Consider the following 12,900-nt stretch of genomic DNA (forward strand, 5'->3'; position numbering starts at 1 on the left):
TTAGAAACCGCTCGCCCGATGCAGGCGCGCGGCCCCTTGATGAGGTTGCACTGCCATGGTCCGTCGAACCAAAGAGGAAGCACGGGAAACCCGTAACCAGATCCTCGAAGCTGCGGAAAAAGCCTTCTATAAACGTGGGATCGCACGTACCACCCTGGCGGATATCGCCGAACTGGCCGGGGTCACCCGCGGTGCGATCTACTGGCATTTCGACAATAAGGCCGAGCTGGTGCAGGCCCTGCTCGACAGCCTTCAGGAGCCCCTGGACGCCCTGGCCCGGGCCAGCGAAAGCGAGGACGAACTCGATCCGCTGGGCTGCATGCGCAAACTGCTGGTGCAACTGATGCACCAGATGGCCAGCGACTCCAAGACGCGTCGTATCAATGAAATCCTCCACCACAAATGTGAATTCACCGATGAGATGTGCGAGATCCGTGTGCAACGCCAGAACGCGGTGATCGACTGCCATGAGCGCATCAGCTGTTCGCTGGGCAACGCCATCAAGCGTGGCCAACTGCCTGCGGATATGGACCCGGAACGCGCGGCGCTGGCGTTGTTCGCCTACATCGACGGGCTGATCCGGCGCTGGCTGCTGCTGCCCGACAGCTTCGACCTGTTCGAGGATGCCGAGCGCCTGGTCGATACCGGGCTGGACATGCTGCGCTTGAGCCCCTCCCTGCGCAATTGAGGTTTTGTGAGCAATTGTGAAGCCTTGTATTCGCAATTGCCTTGAGTTGTGTCAGACGCCGGCCTGGGCAAGAATCAGACCGGCGTCTTCATTATGTAGGCAAGCGCCGTCTAAATACTTAGCTGGCTAATTAAATTTTCTTCATCGAGTCCGGACATGACTGCGCAGACCCCGACAATCAAAGGCGCCGATCAACCGTTGCGGGGGATCGCCCTGATCTGTCTGGCGGTGCTGCTGTTTGCCAGCCATGACGCGCTGTCCAAATACCTGTCGGGTTTCTACGCCATCGTCATGGTGGTGTGGGCGCGCTACGTGGTGCACACCCTGCTGATGCTGGTGGTGTTCGTGCCGCGCACCGGGCTCTCGGCGGTGGTGCGCACGCGCCGGCCGCTGCTGCAGCTGGCGCGGGCACTGTGCCTGATCGGCACCAGCCTGCTGTTCACCACCGGCCTGCGCTATATCCCCCTGGCCGAGGCCACGGCGGTGAACTTCCTCGCGCCGCTGATGGTGACCGCGCTGTCGGTGCCCTTGCTGGGCGAGCGGGTGACCCGTGGGCAATGGCTCGCGGTGTCGGCGGGCTTCATCGGCGTCCTGATCGTGATCCGTCCCGGCGGGGTGCTGTTCACCCCGGCGATCCTGCTGCCCCTGGGTTCGGCATTCTGCTTCGGCTGCTACCAGTTGCTGACGCGCAAGCTCAGCACCACCGACAGCCCGACCACCAGCAACTTTCTCACCGGGATCTTCAACAGCCTGATCATGACGGCCCTGGTGCCCTTCTTCTGGAGCGTGCCGAGTTTCACCCATGCCCTGTTCATGCTCGGCCTGGGGACCTGCGGCATGCTCGGTCACATGCTCCTGACCTCGGCCTTCAAGCATGCCGCGCCGGCCCTGCTGGCGCCGTTCAGCTACGGCCAGATCCTCTTCGCCGGGATGTTCGGCTACCTGATCTTCGACCACAGCCCGGATGCCTTCGGCGTGGTCGGGATCGCCATCATCTGCTTCAGCGGCCTGGCCGTGGCCTGGGTCCAGCGGCGGCGCTGATCAGTGCCCGCGCAGCTCGCGGTTGGGCAGGGCCAGCGCGGCGGCCAGGCCCAGCAGCGAGATCGACGCACTGCCCAGCAGCAGGTTGCGGAAGGTCACCGACAGCTCGGCCTGCACCTGCAGGCTCGCCTCGCCGGCGCGCAGGCTGCCGAGCAGGGCTTCGCCGGCCAGGGCATAGCCGCCGTCCTGCAGCATCGCCAGCAACAAGGCCGACATCAGGGCCACGCCCACGGCGCCGCCGAGTGAGCGGAACAGGTTGGTGGTACTGGTCGCCACGCCGATGTCCCTGGCCTGCACCGCGCTCTGCGCCGCCACCAGCGAGGTGGGGAACTGGGCACCGCTGGCGATGCCGGTGAGCAGCATGAACAGGCCGCCGAGCAGCGTCGAGGAGGGCGGGCTCAGGGCCATGCCGACGATGGCCAGGGGCATCAGCGTGCTGCCGAAGAGAATCTGCGGCTTGAAGCGTCCGGTCAGGTTGGTCAGGCGCCCCGCGCAATAGGCGCCGATCGGCAGGCCCATGGCCAGCGGCAACAGGTGCAAGGCGGCGCTGTCGGCCCCGGCGCCGGTGATGCTCTGGAAGCGCAGCGGCATCAGCATGGTCAGGGAGATGGCCTGGAAGCTGGTGAAGAAGATCGTGCACCAGCACAGCACGGCGACGCGGTTGCCGAACAGCTTGAGCGGCAGCAGCGGTTCCGGCGCACGGCGTTCGTGCAGGACGAACAGGGTCAGGCCGAACACCGCGGCCGCCAGCAGTGCCAGTACCGCCTCGCTGTGCCAGGCATGGCCCTGGCCGATCAGGGTGATCGCCAGGAGCAGGGCGCTGAGGCCGAGGATCAGCAGCAGGGCGCCGGGATAGTCCACCTTCGCCTCCCGCTGCGGCGTCGCCAGCCCGCGCAGGCTGTTGCGCGTCACCCACCAGGCGGTCAGGCCCAGCGGCAGGTTGAGCCAGAACACCCAGCGCCACGACAGGTACTCGGTCAGCAGCCCGCCGAGCACTGGGCCGGTGACGCTGGCGGCGGCGTACATGCTGCTGAAATAGCCCTGGTAGCGCCCGCGTTCCCGTGGCGCCACCAGGTCGCCGAGGATCGCCTGGCTGACCGAGACCATGCCGCCGGCACCGATGCCCTGGACCACCCGGGCCAGCACCAGTTGCTCCATGTTCTGGGCCATGGCGCAGAACACCGAGGCGAGGGTGAAGATCGCCGTGCCACTGAGGATCATGCGCCGACGGCCATAGAGATCGCCGAGCTTGCCGTAGATCGGCGTGGCCACGGTCATGGCCACCATGTAGCCGGAAATCACCCAGGCCAGCAGGCCGACATCATTGAACTGCGCGGAGATCGCCGGCATCGACACGGCGATGATGGTCTGGTCGAGGGCGCCGAGGAAAATCGCCAGCATCAGGGCGACGAGGACGGTGCGGATGGCGGGTTGCGGCGGGGTGTGGGGTAGGGTCACGGAGGGGCTCGGCTCATGGCCGATCGGGACCGCGTTGCGGTCCTTCACGGGCAAGCCACGCTCCTACGGCTTGATGCGATTCTTGCGTAGGAGCGTGGCTTGCCCGCGAAGGGCCGCAACGCGGCCCCCTCGGCTGTCTTGAATAGTATGTCCGAGTGTAACCAATAGCTTGCTAAGAGTCTCGCTGGCCTACCTCAGCGCACTCAGCGTCGCCGTATGCGGCACGCAATGCGCCAGCGAACAGCTTGCCGCCGACCATGGCTGATTGCGCGCCTGCTCGACCCGCCAGGCGGCGGTCGCATAGAGCCCCATGACGGCGGCGATGGCGCAGACGATGGCGCATTTCCTGGATTTGACACCCATGATGCTGACCTCCGGCAACCCACACATACGGTTACAAGGATAGTCCAGCACCCGTGGTGTCGCTCAGGGCAGGTCGCGATCCCACTCCGGTGGGTCGCGGAAGCGCTCGGCGAGGAAATCCAGCATGCTGCGCAAGGTCGCCGGCATGTGCTTGCGCGAGGTGTACACCGCATTGAGGTTGAGCGTCCGGGGTCTGGCCTCGGGCAGCAGGCGGATCAGTTCGCCGCTGCGCAGCGGGCCGTGGGCCAGGTAGCTCGGCAGCATGGCGATCCCGGCACCGGCCAGGGTCGCCTGCTGCAGGGTCAGCGCTTCGTTGGCGCTGATGTTGCCGTGGATCGGTACCGACACGCTTTCGCCGTCCACCTCGAAATGCCAGAGGCTGTGGCCGAAATAGGAGTGGGTCAGGCAGTTGTGCTGGCTGAGGTCCTGCACCACCCGCGGCGCCGGATGCTCGCGCAGGTACGCGGGCGCCGCGCAGATCACCGAATGACACACGCTCAGGCGCCGGGCGATCAGGTTCGGGTCGATATCGTTGCTGGTGCGGATCGCCAGGTCGATGCGCTCGTCCACCAGGTTGACGGTGCGATCGAGCATCTGCAGATCGACCTTCACTTGCGGGTAACGCCGCACGTATTCGGCAATCGCGTCCACCAGTTGCGCCTGACCGAACGAGGTGCTGACGCTGATGCGCAACTCACCGCGCGGTGCCTGGTCCGGCGTGCTGACCGCCGCCTGCAGGTCTCCGGCCAGCTCCAGCATCTGCCGGCAGCGTGGCAGGGTCTCCTTGCCGGCGGCGGTCAGGCTCAGTTTGCGCGTGGTGCGCTGCATCAGCCTTGCGCCGACCCAGTTCTCCAGGTCGGCCAGATAGCGGGAAATCACCGGACGCGACAGGTCCAGATGATCGGCGGCGGCGGACTGGCTGCCGAGGTCGACCACGGTGACGAAGACCCGCATGGCGGTAAGGCGGTCCATGGATATGTCCGATTTCAGAAACAAACTATGTCGAAGCATCGCATTTTTTGCTGCGAATCGTGCAACTAAGCTGTGGGACATCATCTTGCACAGGATTCCGCGATGCTTCGTCTTCTCTCTTTGCGCCGTTTGCTGCCGGCCCTGCTTGCCCTGCTCTGGTTCACCCGCGCCGTGGCCGCCGAGGCGCCGCTGCAACTGACGGTCTACAACCCGGGCACCGAGGCGCTGTTCCCGGTCACCTCGGTGATCGTCAGTGGCGCCCACGACGCCATCCTCATCGATGCCCAGTTCGGCAAGGCCCAGGCCGAGCAGGTAGTGGCAAAACTGAAGGCCAGCGGCAAGCAGCTGACCACGATCTACATCAGCCACGGCGACCCGGATTACTACTTCGCCCTCGACACCGTGCTGCGTGCATTCCCGGATGTACGGGTGGTCGCCTCGCAGCCGACCGTCGAGCACATCAAGCAGACCATGGACGCCAAGCTCGCCTACTGGGGCCCGCAGATGGGCGCCGACAAACCGCGGCGCCTGGTGTTGCCGGACGTGCTCGAGGGTGACCGGCTGATGCTCGAAGGCCAGGTGCTGCAGGTGGTCGGCCTCGACGGCCCGCAGCCGGACCGCAGCTTCGTGTGGATTCCATCGATCAAGGCGGTGGTGGGCGGCATCCTGATCGCGGAAAACCAGCATGTGTGGATGGCCGACACCCAGACCGCGCAGTCCCATGCCGACTGGCTTGCCGGCCTGGCCCGGATCGAGCGCCTGGAGCCGACAGTGGTGGTTCCCGGTCATTACCTGGGCGCCAGCAGCGGCTCGCTGGAGGCGGTGCGTTTTACCGGCAACTACATTCGCGCCTTCGATGAGGAAACCGTCCGTGCGGCCAATGCCGATGCGCTCATCGCGGCAATGAAGAAACGTTACCCGGGCCTGGGCGAGGAAAGCTCGCTGGAGCTGAGCGCCAAGGTCGCCAAGGGCGAGATGCAGTGGTAACCCGTTCAATCCGATAGGAGGTTTTTCATGAGCAAGATCGCAATCATCGGTGCTACCGGACGTGCCGGCAGCCAGTTGCTGGAAGAGGCCCTGCGCCGTGGTCACAGCGTCACCGCCATCGCCCGCGATCCGGCGGCGCTGCAAGGGCGTGCCGGGGTGACCACGGTTGCCCTGGACATCAAGGATGGCGCCGCGCTGCAACAGGCCCTGAGCGGGCACGACGTGGTGCTGAGTGCCGCGCATTTCTCCGGTATTCCCGCCGCCACCCTGCTGGGCCCGGCGAAGCAGGCCGGGGTCAAGCGCGTGCTGGTGGTGGGCGGGGCGGGCAGCCTGTTGCTGCCGGACGACTCGCGAGTGATCGACAGCCCGGACTTTCCCGAAGCCTACAAGGCCGAGGCCAGCGCTGGCGCGGTCTACCTCGACACCCTGCGTCAGGAGAAGGAACTGGACTGGACCTTCCTTTCGCCGTCGGCGGAATTCGTCGAAGGCGCGCGCACCGGCCAGTACCGGCTGGGCCAGGATCACCTGCTGATCGGCGCGGACGGCAAGAGCTGGATCACCTTCGCCGACTACGCGATTGCCTTGCTGGATGAGGTGGAGAAGCCGGCGCATTCGCGGCAGCGGTTTACTGTCGGCTATTGAGTCGTCGGCGCTGCGAAGGGCCTGGAACTGGCTTGCCTGCGAAGGACCTGGAACTGGCTTGCCCGCGGAGGGCCTGTAGGAGCGTGGCTTGCCCGCGAAAGGACCGCGCAGCGGTCCCGATAGCGGTGAGGTCTGGGACCGCTGGCGCGGTCCTTTCGCAGGCAAGCCAGCTCCTACGGGTCTTTCGCAGGCAAGCCACGTTCCTGCAGGTTGATGTCAGCGTTTTTGCGCCTGACCCTCCAACCACGCCATCAACTCCAGCAACCCCGTCCCCGCCACCTTCCCCGGCATCACCAGGTAATACGCCTTCCCCGTCGCCACCTTGAGCCCGAACGGCATCACCAGCCGTCCACTGGCCAGGTCCTCGCCGATCAGCGCCCAGTCGCCGATCGCCACCCCGGTGCCCTGCGAGGCCATGGCCATCGCCATGTCCAGGGTCTCGAAATGCTGGCGCTTGCCCTGGATCTCCAGGCCACTGCCCGCCGCCTCCAGCCAGGTCTGCCAGTCCCGCTCGTCCCGCGATGGATGCAGGAGCATCTGCCCGCGCAGGTCCGTCACCTCGCGCAACGCTGCCTTGCCCGCCAGCAGTTGCGGCGAACAGACCGGCGTCAGTTGCTCGTCGAACAGCTTCAGCGCCTGCGTTCCGGGCTCCGGCTCGGGGCCATAGACCACCGCGGCATCGAAGCCCTCGCGACGAAAATCCACGCCGTGCTGGATGGTGGTGGTCAACTCCACCGGCACGTCCGGGCGCAACGCCTGCCATTCCATCAGGCGCGGCAGCAGCCAGCGCATCACGCAGGTCGGCGCCTTGAGCTGCAAGGTGCTGTGCGGTGCGCCGATCTGCTGCATACCGTCCTCGAGCAGCGCGAATACCTGCTGCACCCGCGGCAGCCACTCCTGACCTTCGCGGGTCAGGCTCAGGCCGCGGGCCTGGCGGATGAACAGGGGGTAGCCGAGGTGTTCTTCCAGCCCGGCAATCTGGCGGCTCACCGCTCCCTGGGTCAGGTACAGCTGCTGCGCCGCGCGGGTGAAATTGCAGCACTGGGCGGTGATCAGGAAGGTGTGCAGGGCGGGGAGGGGCGGGAGTCTTTTCATGTGTCGTAAGCCATGACTGGGGCGCATGGCTAGTATGAGGAACTTTGCATTGTGCCGGTAGCCGCCCGGCGGTCCAATGAAGTCCTTGTTCCGAATACAGACAACAGGCGACAGAACATGGCGACGTGCGGCGAAGTGCTGGTAAAACTCCTCGAAAACTACGGTGTCGACCATGTGTTCGGCATCCCTGGCGTGCACACCGTCGAGCTCTATCGCGGGCTTGCCTCGTCCAGCATTCGCCACATCACCCCACGCCACGAGCAAGGCGCTGGCTTCATGGCTGACGGCTATGCGCGGACCCGCGGCAAGCCGGGGGTCTGCTTCATCATCACCGGCCCGGGCATGACCAACATCACCACCGCCATGGGCCAGGCCTACGCCGACTCGATCCCGATGCTGGTGATTTCCAGCGTGCAGTCGCGCAACGCCCTGGGCGGCGGTCGCGGCAAGCTGCATGAGCTGCCGAACCAGAGCGAACTGGTGTCCGGTGTCGCCGCCTTCTCCCATACCCTGATGAGCGCCGACGACCTGCCGGCGGTGCTGGCGCGCGCGTTCGCCGTGTTCGACGGCGCCCGCCCGCGGCCGGTGCATATCGAGATTCCCCTGGACGTGATCGTCGAGGAGGCCGATCACCTGCTGGGCAGCGAGCCGGTACGGGTCGATCGCGCCGGTGCCGCGTCGGCGCCGGTGGCGAAGATGGCGACCATGCTGGCGGCCGCCCAGCGTCCCCTGATCCTCGCCGGTGGCGGTGCGATCGCCGCCAGCGCCGCGCTGACCCTGCTGGCCGAGTACCTGCAGGCCCCCACCGCGCTGACCATCAACGCCAAGGGCATGTTGCCGTCCCATCACCCGCTGCTGATCGGCTCGACCCAGTCGCTGGTCGCCACCCGCGAACTGGTGCGCGAGGCCGATGTGGTCCTGGCGATCGGCACCGAACTGGCCGAGACCGACTACGACGTCACCTTCAAGGGCGGTTTCGAGATCCCCGGGACCCTGCTGCGCATCGACATCGATCCGGACCAGACCGTGCGCAACTATCCGCCGAAGCTGGCCCTGGTCGCCGATGCCGGCGAGGCCAGCGACGCGCTGCTGCGCGCGCTCGCCGAGCAGCCGGCGCCGGTGCGGGCTGACGACTGGGGCCAGGCCCGCGCCGCGCGCCTGCGGGAAACCCTGGCCAGCCAGTGGGATGCCGCGGCCAAGGCGCAGACCCTGTTCCTCGAAAGCATTCTCGAAGTGCTGCCGGATGCGGTGCTGGTGGGCGATTCGACCCAGCCGGTGTACACCGGCAACCTCACCCTGGACCTGGACCAGCCGCGTCGCTGGTTCAACGCCTCCACCGGCTACGGCACCCTCGGCTACGCCCTGCCGGCCGCCATGGGCGCCTGGCTGGGCAGCGCGGCGAACCCGGCGCAGCGGCTGCCGGCGGTGTGTCTGATCGGCGATGGCGGCATCCAGTTCACCCTGCCCGAACTGGCCAGCGCGGTGGAGGCGCAAGTGCCACTGATCGTCCTGCTGTGGAACAACCAGGGCTACGAAGAGATCAAGCGCTACATGGTCAACCGTGCCATCGAGCCGGTGGGCGTGGACATTCACACGCCGGACTTCGTCACCATCGCCAAGGGCTTTGGTTGCGTGGCCGAGGTGGCCAATGACGTGGCCGCACTGCAGGCGGCGCTGGTCGCCGCCGCCGCTCGCCAGGGCCCGACACTGATCGAGATCGACCAGCGTCGCTGGAGCGAAGCCGTTCTGGCCTAGATCGCGTTGCGCAGGCGCGCCATGTCCCGCAAGGGCGGCGCGCCGTACAGCCGGCTGTATTCGCGGCTGAACTGCGACGGGCTCTCGTAGCCCACCCGATAACCCGCAACCGCCGCCTCCAGTCCGTCGTTGAGCATCAACCGACGGGCCTCCTGGAGGCGCAGCTGTTTCTGGTACTGCAAGGGGCTCATCGAGGTCACCGCCTTGAAGCGGTGATGCAGGGCCGAGGCGCTGAGGTTCACTTCCCTGGCCAGGTCCTCGATGCGCAGCGGTTTGTCGAAGTGATCGTTGAGCCACTGGATGGCCTGGCAGACGCGATGGGTCTGGCTGTTGGCCATGGCGATTTCGTACAGGCGATGCCCCTGTTGCCCACGCAGCAGGCGGTAGAGGATTTCCCGGCGGATCAACGGTGCGAGCACCGGGATGTCTTTCGGCGTGTCCAGCAGGCGGATCAGGCGCAGCAAGGCATCGATCAAGGCAGCGTCGACCCGCTCGACATACAGCCCGCGCCCGGAGGCGCTGGGAACGCCCATCGGGCCGGCATCGGCGATCAGGTTGTTGATTTCCGCCGGGTCGATATCCAGGCGAATGCCCAGGCTCGGGTTTTCCGGGCTGGCGTCGAGGTACACGCCGCTGATCGGCATCGCCACCGACACCACCATGTAATGCAGCGGGTCATAGACGTAGCGCTCTTCGCCCAGGTGCACCGCCTTGCTGCCCTGGGCGAGGAGGCACAGGGCCGGCTGTGTCAGGGCAGGCATCGAGCGGATGTTTTCCTCGTGGATGACCAGGCACAGGTCCTTGATCGCCGAAGGTTCGCCGGGCACGGCGGCGGCGTGCCGGCGCACCAGGTCGGCCAGTTCCTGGCGCCTGGATTCGAGAGCGGGATCGAGCGGGTCGGCGTCTGACATGGAGATGAGTCCTCGGCGGGTTGTCGCAGCATAGGTTTGGGCAAGTCCGGACGCTAGCCGAAAGCTGTCGGTTTCTTGCACGATCCTGCGGGTGGCTGCCGTCTGTCGGTAAATTGAAGCGATTGCGTGTGCCTGAAGGCGAACCCGTCGGGTGTGCGTCGGCGCAGGCCTGGTCGCGAGCCTGCACGGCCTGCCATGCAGGATCAGGCAATCCGCGGACAGCATTCGCCTAACGCCGGCTGACACCCGTGGGTAATCTTGGCTACCTGGCAGTTTCCCTCTGGCCCGTTACAGGAGCACCGCACATGACGCCATCGCAACCGGTCAGCCATCTTTCCTTCGTGCGCGCCTGCGCGGGGCGTTCCGCCGAGCTGGGCGAGCGTCTCGCGCAACTGCTCGAACCCAGCCGCGGCACGCCGGGTTGTCTGGGTTTCAGCCTGCAGCGTTCGACCTGCGACGGTGATCTCTGGTTGCTCAGCAGCCAGTGGCGCGACCAGGCGGCGATGCACGGTTACTTCAATTCGCCGAACCTGCGGGTGTTCGGCGAACTGGTGCAGGCGCGGGTGCTGGAGAGTCTCGATCTGCACACCTTCAGCGCCCCCGGCGTAGAATGAGCGCCTTTTTCCCAATCGATGTGGATGTAACCGGCATGGCGCGCAGAGTATTCGTGGGTTTCGAAGCGGTATCGGCAGTGGTTCCCGGCGAAGGCGGCTACAGCGCCGCGATCGCGGTGAAGGGCCTGGGCGCCACTGGCGCGCCGCGTTTTCACAAGGTGCTGCCGGGGCAGATCTTCAAGACCGCCACGGCCGCCGACGAAGCGGCCAGTGCCGAACTGGAGCGCCTGAACGGCGTCAGCGCCGACGCCGAACTGGTCTGGTAGGCGCTCAAGCCTGTGGGCGGGCCATCTTGAACAGGTTGCCCAGCTCGAAATAATCCGCCGGTCCGCCACCACGCAGGATCGGCTGTGCCGCGGCGGTGTCGTAGATACCGTCCTTGAGCAGATGCTCGGCGATATGCACCGCCACCACCTCACCCAGGATCAGCCAGCTCGGCACCAACTGCTGGTCGGCACGCTGCAGCTGGATGATCTGACTCACCTTGCATTCGAACGACACCGGGCTTTCCTGCACCCGCGGCACCGCGATCACCCGCGACGGTGCCGCGGTCAGTTGGCTCAGGGCGAACTCGTCGACCTCCGGCGGCACTGCCGCGCAGCTCTGGTTCATCGCCTCGGCCAGTGGGCGGGTGGCCAGGTTCCAGGCGAATTCGCCGGTCTGTTCGATGTTGTTCAGGCTGTCTTTGCGCCCGACGCTGCAGAAACCGATGATCGGCGGAATGTAGTTGAAGGCGTTGAAGAAACTGTAGGGCGCGAGGTTCAGGCGGCCTTCGGCGTCCTGGGAAGAGATCCAGCCGATCGGGCGCGGACCGACGATGGCATTGAATGGATCATGGGGCAGGCCGTGGCCTTTTGCGGGTTCGTAGTAGTACATCGAGCGGGCCTTGTGGGCTGGAACACGGAAGGAAGGGCCCTAGTGTGCCAAGAGCGCCGGCCCCTGAAAACGATTAAGCCCGGCCGGAGCCGGGCTGTGGAAGGAAGTGCCGTGCGTTTCAGCTGAAGCGGTGGGCCTGGGTGCGGTCGAAGCCATCGGCGGCGAATTTGGCGCCGTTGGTGCGATCGAAACCGTCTTCGGCGAATTTGGCACCGTTGGTGCGATCGAAGCCGTCTTCGGCGAATTTGGCAGCGTTGGTGCGATCGAAGCCGTCTGCGGCGAATTTGGCGCCGTTGGTGCGATCGAAGCCGTCTTCGGTGAATTTGGCGCCGTTGGTGCGATCGAAGCCATCTTCGGCAACGGCCGCCGCCTGGGCTTGTGGGTGGCTGAAGTTGTGGCTGCCGGTGCGGTCGAAGCCGTCGGCGGCGAAAGCGTTGGCGGTCAGAACCGAGAAGGCCAGGGTCAGGATCAGTTTGCTTTTCATGGTGGTTGCTCCGGGGTAGTGAGTAGGGTTGCTTGTTTTCATGGGTTTGATGCTACGCCGATTAATTTGATTAAAAAGCGCAAAAAATAGGCTGTTTAAATCAGTTAATTCGATTTGATGGCTGGCCCGGACCAAGATGAAACCTTTTTCATCAACGCTTTTTTGATGGGTTGCCCACCCATTTTTCATGGGGGCTTGAGCAGTCTTCGCGGCATCTGCCACTGGAGGCCTCACCCGATGAATAAACTTCCGCACATCACCCTGGCGTTCTGGATCATGAAGATCTGCGCCACCACCCTCGGCGAAACCGCCGGTGACCTGTTGTCGATGACCCTCGATGTCGGCTATGCGCTGAGCTCGGTGATCCTGCTCAGCCTGTTCCTGGTCACCTTGCTGGCGCAGTTGATGTCGCGCCGGCACCATCCGGCGCTGTACTGGTTGGTGATCCTGTCCACCAGTACCGCGGGCACCACCATGTCCGACTTCATGGACCGCACCCTGGGCCTTGGCTACGCCACCGGTTCGGCGATCCTCATCGGCATCCTCCTGCTGACCTTCGCCCTCTGGCGCCTGAGCGGCGATCCGCTCAACGTCAACAACATCAGCACGCGTCGCAGCGAGTTGTTCTACTGGGTGGCGATCCTGTTCTCCAACACCCTGGGCACGGCGTTGGGCGACTATCTGGCGGACGATTCCGGGCTGGGTTTCGCGGGCGGTGCGCTGCTGATCGGCGCGGCCATCTGCGTGGTGGTGCTGGCGCGCTACCTGACGCGGATTTCGCCGGTGCTGCTGTTCTGGATCGCGTTCGTCCTGACGCGGCCGTTCGGCGCGACCCTGGGAGACTTCCTGACCAAGCCGTATGCGAAGGGCGGGCTGGATTTCGGCACCGTGGGTTCATCGGCGGTGCTGGGTGGGGTGTTGCTGGTGATGGTGGGGATGGCGTACTGGTTCGATCGTCAGCGTAGCCGGCAGCAGGCGGCGTTGGTGCGGATTTCCTGATCGATGGTGTTGGGG

General features: G+C 65.5%; 15 protein-coding genes. 8 read left to right on the forward strand and 7 right to left on the reverse strand.

Annotated features, from left to right (window positions below; all coding sequences use genetic code 11):
- Positions 1-55: 55 nt before the first annotated feature.
- Positions 56-688 (forward strand): TetR family transcriptional regulator, encoded by a 633-nt coding sequence (locus CHB99_RS01170; protein ID WP_042123079.1) that lies wholly within the window; start codon positions 56-58, stop codon positions 686-688.
- A 156-nt stretch (positions 689-844) separates the two neighbouring features.
- The gene (locus CHB99_RS01175) at positions 845-1,729 is read left to right on the forward strand and encodes a DMT family transporter (protein WP_042123081.1); all 885 of its coding nucleotides are present in this window, start codon (positions 845-847) and stop codon (positions 1,727-1,729) included.
- Here the strand turns inward: CHB99_RS01175 and CHB99_RS01180 are convergent, their stop codons facing one another.
- The 3 genes from CHB99_RS01180 to CHB99_RS01190 all read right to left on the reverse strand — a co-directional run bounded on the left by CHB99_RS01180 (position 1,730) and on the right by CHB99_RS01190 (position 4,522).
- Positions 1,730-3,130, reverse strand: a complete 1,401-nt coding sequence (locus CHB99_RS01180; RefSeq protein ID WP_052419396.1) for an MDR family MFS transporter — start codon at positions 3,128-3,130, stop codon at positions 1,730-1,732.
- A 246-nt stretch (positions 3,131-3,376) separates the two neighbouring features.
- Entirely contained in the window at positions 3,377-3,550 is a 174-nt protein-coding gene (locus tag CHB99_RS29715) for a hypothetical protein (protein ID WP_167335845.1), read from the reverse strand.
- 63 nt (positions 3,551-3,613) lie between these two features.
- On the reverse strand, positions 3,614-4,522 hold the full coding sequence (locus tag CHB99_RS01190; RefSeq protein ID WP_042123084.1) for a LysR family transcriptional regulator: 909 nt from the start codon (positions 4,520-4,522) through the stop codon (positions 3,614-3,616).
- A gap of 102 nt (positions 4,523-4,624) precedes the next feature.
- On the opposite strand from CHB99_RS01190, the gene CHB99_RS01195 reads away from it, so the two are divergent.
- Together CHB99_RS01195 and CHB99_RS01200 are read left to right on the forward strand one after the other, a co-directional pair.
- Positions 4,625-5,509: an MBL fold metallo-hydrolase gene (locus tag CHB99_RS01195; protein WP_042123086.1), complete on the forward strand. Its 885-nt coding sequence runs from the start codon at positions 4,625-4,627 to the stop codon at positions 5,507-5,509.
- A 27-nt stretch (positions 5,510-5,536) separates the two neighbouring features.
- Entirely contained in the window at positions 5,537-6,151 is a 615-nt protein-coding gene (locus CHB99_RS01200; protein WP_042123088.1) for an NAD(P)-dependent oxidoreductase, read from the forward strand.
- A gap of 216 nt (positions 6,152-6,367) precedes the next feature.
- Here the strand turns inward: CHB99_RS01200 and CHB99_RS01205 are convergent, their stop codons facing one another.
- Entirely contained in the window at positions 6,368-7,246 is an 879-nt protein-coding gene (locus tag CHB99_RS01205; RefSeq protein WP_042123090.1) for a LysR substrate-binding domain-containing protein, read from the reverse strand.
- A gap of 117 nt (positions 7,247-7,363) precedes the next feature.
- Here CHB99_RS01205 and CHB99_RS01210 point away from each other — a divergent pair, with 117 nt between their 5' ends.
- Positions 7,364-9,001 (forward strand): 5-guanidino-2-oxopentanoate decarboxylase, encoded by a 1,638-nt coding sequence (locus tag CHB99_RS01210; protein ID WP_042123092.1) that lies wholly within the window; start codon positions 7,364-7,366, stop codon positions 8,999-9,001.
- On the opposite strand, the gene CHB99_RS01215 is transcribed toward CHB99_RS01210, so the two are convergent.
- Complete coding sequence (locus CHB99_RS01215) at positions 8,998-9,912, reverse strand: AraC family transcriptional regulator (RefSeq protein WP_042123094.1); 915 nt, start codon at positions 9,910-9,912, stop codon at positions 8,998-9,000. The genes CHB99_RS01210 and CHB99_RS01215 overlap by 4 nt on opposite strands.
- 305 nt (positions 9,913-10,217) lie before the next feature.
- Between CHB99_RS01215 and CHB99_RS01220 the strand changes: the two genes are divergently transcribed.
- Together CHB99_RS01220 and CHB99_RS01225 are read left to right on the forward strand one after the other, a co-directional pair.
- The gene (locus CHB99_RS01220; RefSeq protein ID WP_042123096.1) at positions 10,218-10,526 is read left to right on the forward strand and encodes an antibiotic biosynthesis monooxygenase family protein; all 309 of its coding nucleotides are present in this window, start codon (positions 10,218-10,220) and stop codon (positions 10,524-10,526) included.
- A gap of 35 nt (positions 10,527-10,561) precedes the next feature.
- Positions 10,562-10,792 carry a hypothetical protein gene (locus CHB99_RS01225; protein ID WP_170946350.1) on the forward strand — a complete coding sequence of 77 codons (231 nt, stop codon included), beginning with the start codon at positions 10,562-10,564 and terminating at the stop codon, positions 10,790-10,792.
- Positions 10,793-10,796: 4 nt separating this feature from the next.
- Here CHB99_RS01225 and CHB99_RS01230 read toward each other — a convergent pair whose 3' ends face one another.
- Together CHB99_RS01230 and CHB99_RS30405 are read right to left on the reverse strand one after the other, a co-directional pair.
- A complete protein-coding gene (locus tag CHB99_RS01230; RefSeq protein WP_042123101.1) occupies positions 10,797-11,402 on the reverse strand; it encodes a flavin reductase family protein in 606 nt (201 codons plus the stop codon).
- Positions 11,403-11,520: 118 nt separating this feature from the next.
- A complete protein-coding gene (locus tag CHB99_RS30405; protein ID WP_042123103.1) occupies positions 11,521-11,886 on the reverse strand; it encodes a hypothetical protein in 366 nt (121 codons plus the stop codon).
- Positions 11,887-12,123: 237 nt separating this feature from the next.
- Here CHB99_RS30405 and CHB99_RS01240 point away from each other — a divergent pair, with 237 nt between their 5' ends.
- The gene (locus tag CHB99_RS01240) at positions 12,124-12,885 is read left to right on the forward strand and encodes a COG4705 family protein (protein WP_042123105.1); all 762 of its coding nucleotides are present in this window, start codon (positions 12,124-12,126) and stop codon (positions 12,883-12,885) included.
- Positions 12,886-12,900: the final 15 nt, after the last annotated feature.

This window comes from Pseudomonas japonica, from assembly GCF_900188455.1.
GTDB lineage: Bacteria > Pseudomonadota > Gammaproteobacteria > Pseudomonadales > Pseudomonadaceae > Aquipseudomonas > Aquipseudomonas japonica.

Bases quoted from the DNA above. Each gene is read 5' to 3' on its own strand.
- CHB99_RS30405 (WP_042123103.1), bottom strand. From the start codon at position 11,886: ATGAAAAGCAAACTGATCCTGACCCTGGCCTTCTCGGTTCTGACCGCC.
- CHB99_RS01175 (WP_042123081.1), top strand. From the start codon at position 845: ATGACTGCGCAGACCCCGACAATCAAAGGCGCCGATCAACCGTTGCGG.
- CHB99_RS01190 (WP_042123084.1), bottom strand. From the start codon at position 4,522: ATGGACCGCCTTACCGCCATGCGGGTCTTCGTCACCGTGGTCGACCTC.
- CHB99_RS01195 (WP_042123086.1), top strand. From the start codon at position 4,625: ATGCTTCGTCTTCTCTCTTTGCGCCGTTTGCTGCCGGCCCTGCTTGCC.
- CHB99_RS01220 (WP_042123096.1), top strand. From the start codon at position 10,218: ATGACGCCATCGCAACCGGTCAGCCATCTTTCCTTCGTGCGCGCCTGC.
- CHB99_RS01240 (WP_042123105.1), top strand. From the start codon at position 12,124: ATGAATAAACTTCCGCACATCACCCTGGCGTTCTGGATCATGAAGATC.
- CHB99_RS01210 (WP_042123092.1), top strand. From the start codon at position 7,364: ATGGCGACGTGCGGCGAAGTGCTGGTAAAACTCCTCGAAAACTACGGT.
- CHB99_RS01230 (WP_042123101.1), bottom strand. From the start codon at position 11,402: ATGTACTACTACGAACCCGCAAAAGGCCACGGCCTGCCCCATGATCCA.
- CHB99_RS29715 (WP_167335845.1), bottom strand. From the start codon at position 3,550: ATGGGTGTCAAATCCAGGAAATGCGCCATCGTCTGCGCCATCGCCGCC.
- CHB99_RS01180 (WP_052419396.1), bottom strand. From the start codon at position 3,130: ATGCTGGCGATTTTCCTCGGCGCCCTCGACCAGACCATCATCGCCGTG.
- CHB99_RS01200 (WP_042123088.1), top strand. From the start codon at position 5,537: ATGAGCAAGATCGCAATCATCGGTGCTACCGGACGTGCCGGCAGCCAG.
- CHB99_RS01215 (WP_042123094.1), bottom strand. From the start codon at position 9,912: ATGTCAGACGCCGACCCGCTCGATCCCGCTCTCGAATCCAGGCGCCAG.
- CHB99_RS01205 (WP_042123090.1), bottom strand. From the start codon at position 7,246: ATGAAAAGACTCCCGCCCCTCCCCGCCCTGCACACCTTCCTGATCACC.
- CHB99_RS01225 (WP_170946350.1), top strand. From the start codon at position 10,562: ATGGCGCGCAGAGTATTCGTGGGTTTCGAAGCGGTATCGGCAGTGGTT.
- CHB99_RS01170 (WP_042123079.1), top strand. From the start codon at position 56: ATGGTCCGTCGAACCAAAGAGGAAGCACGGGAAACCCGTAACCAGATC.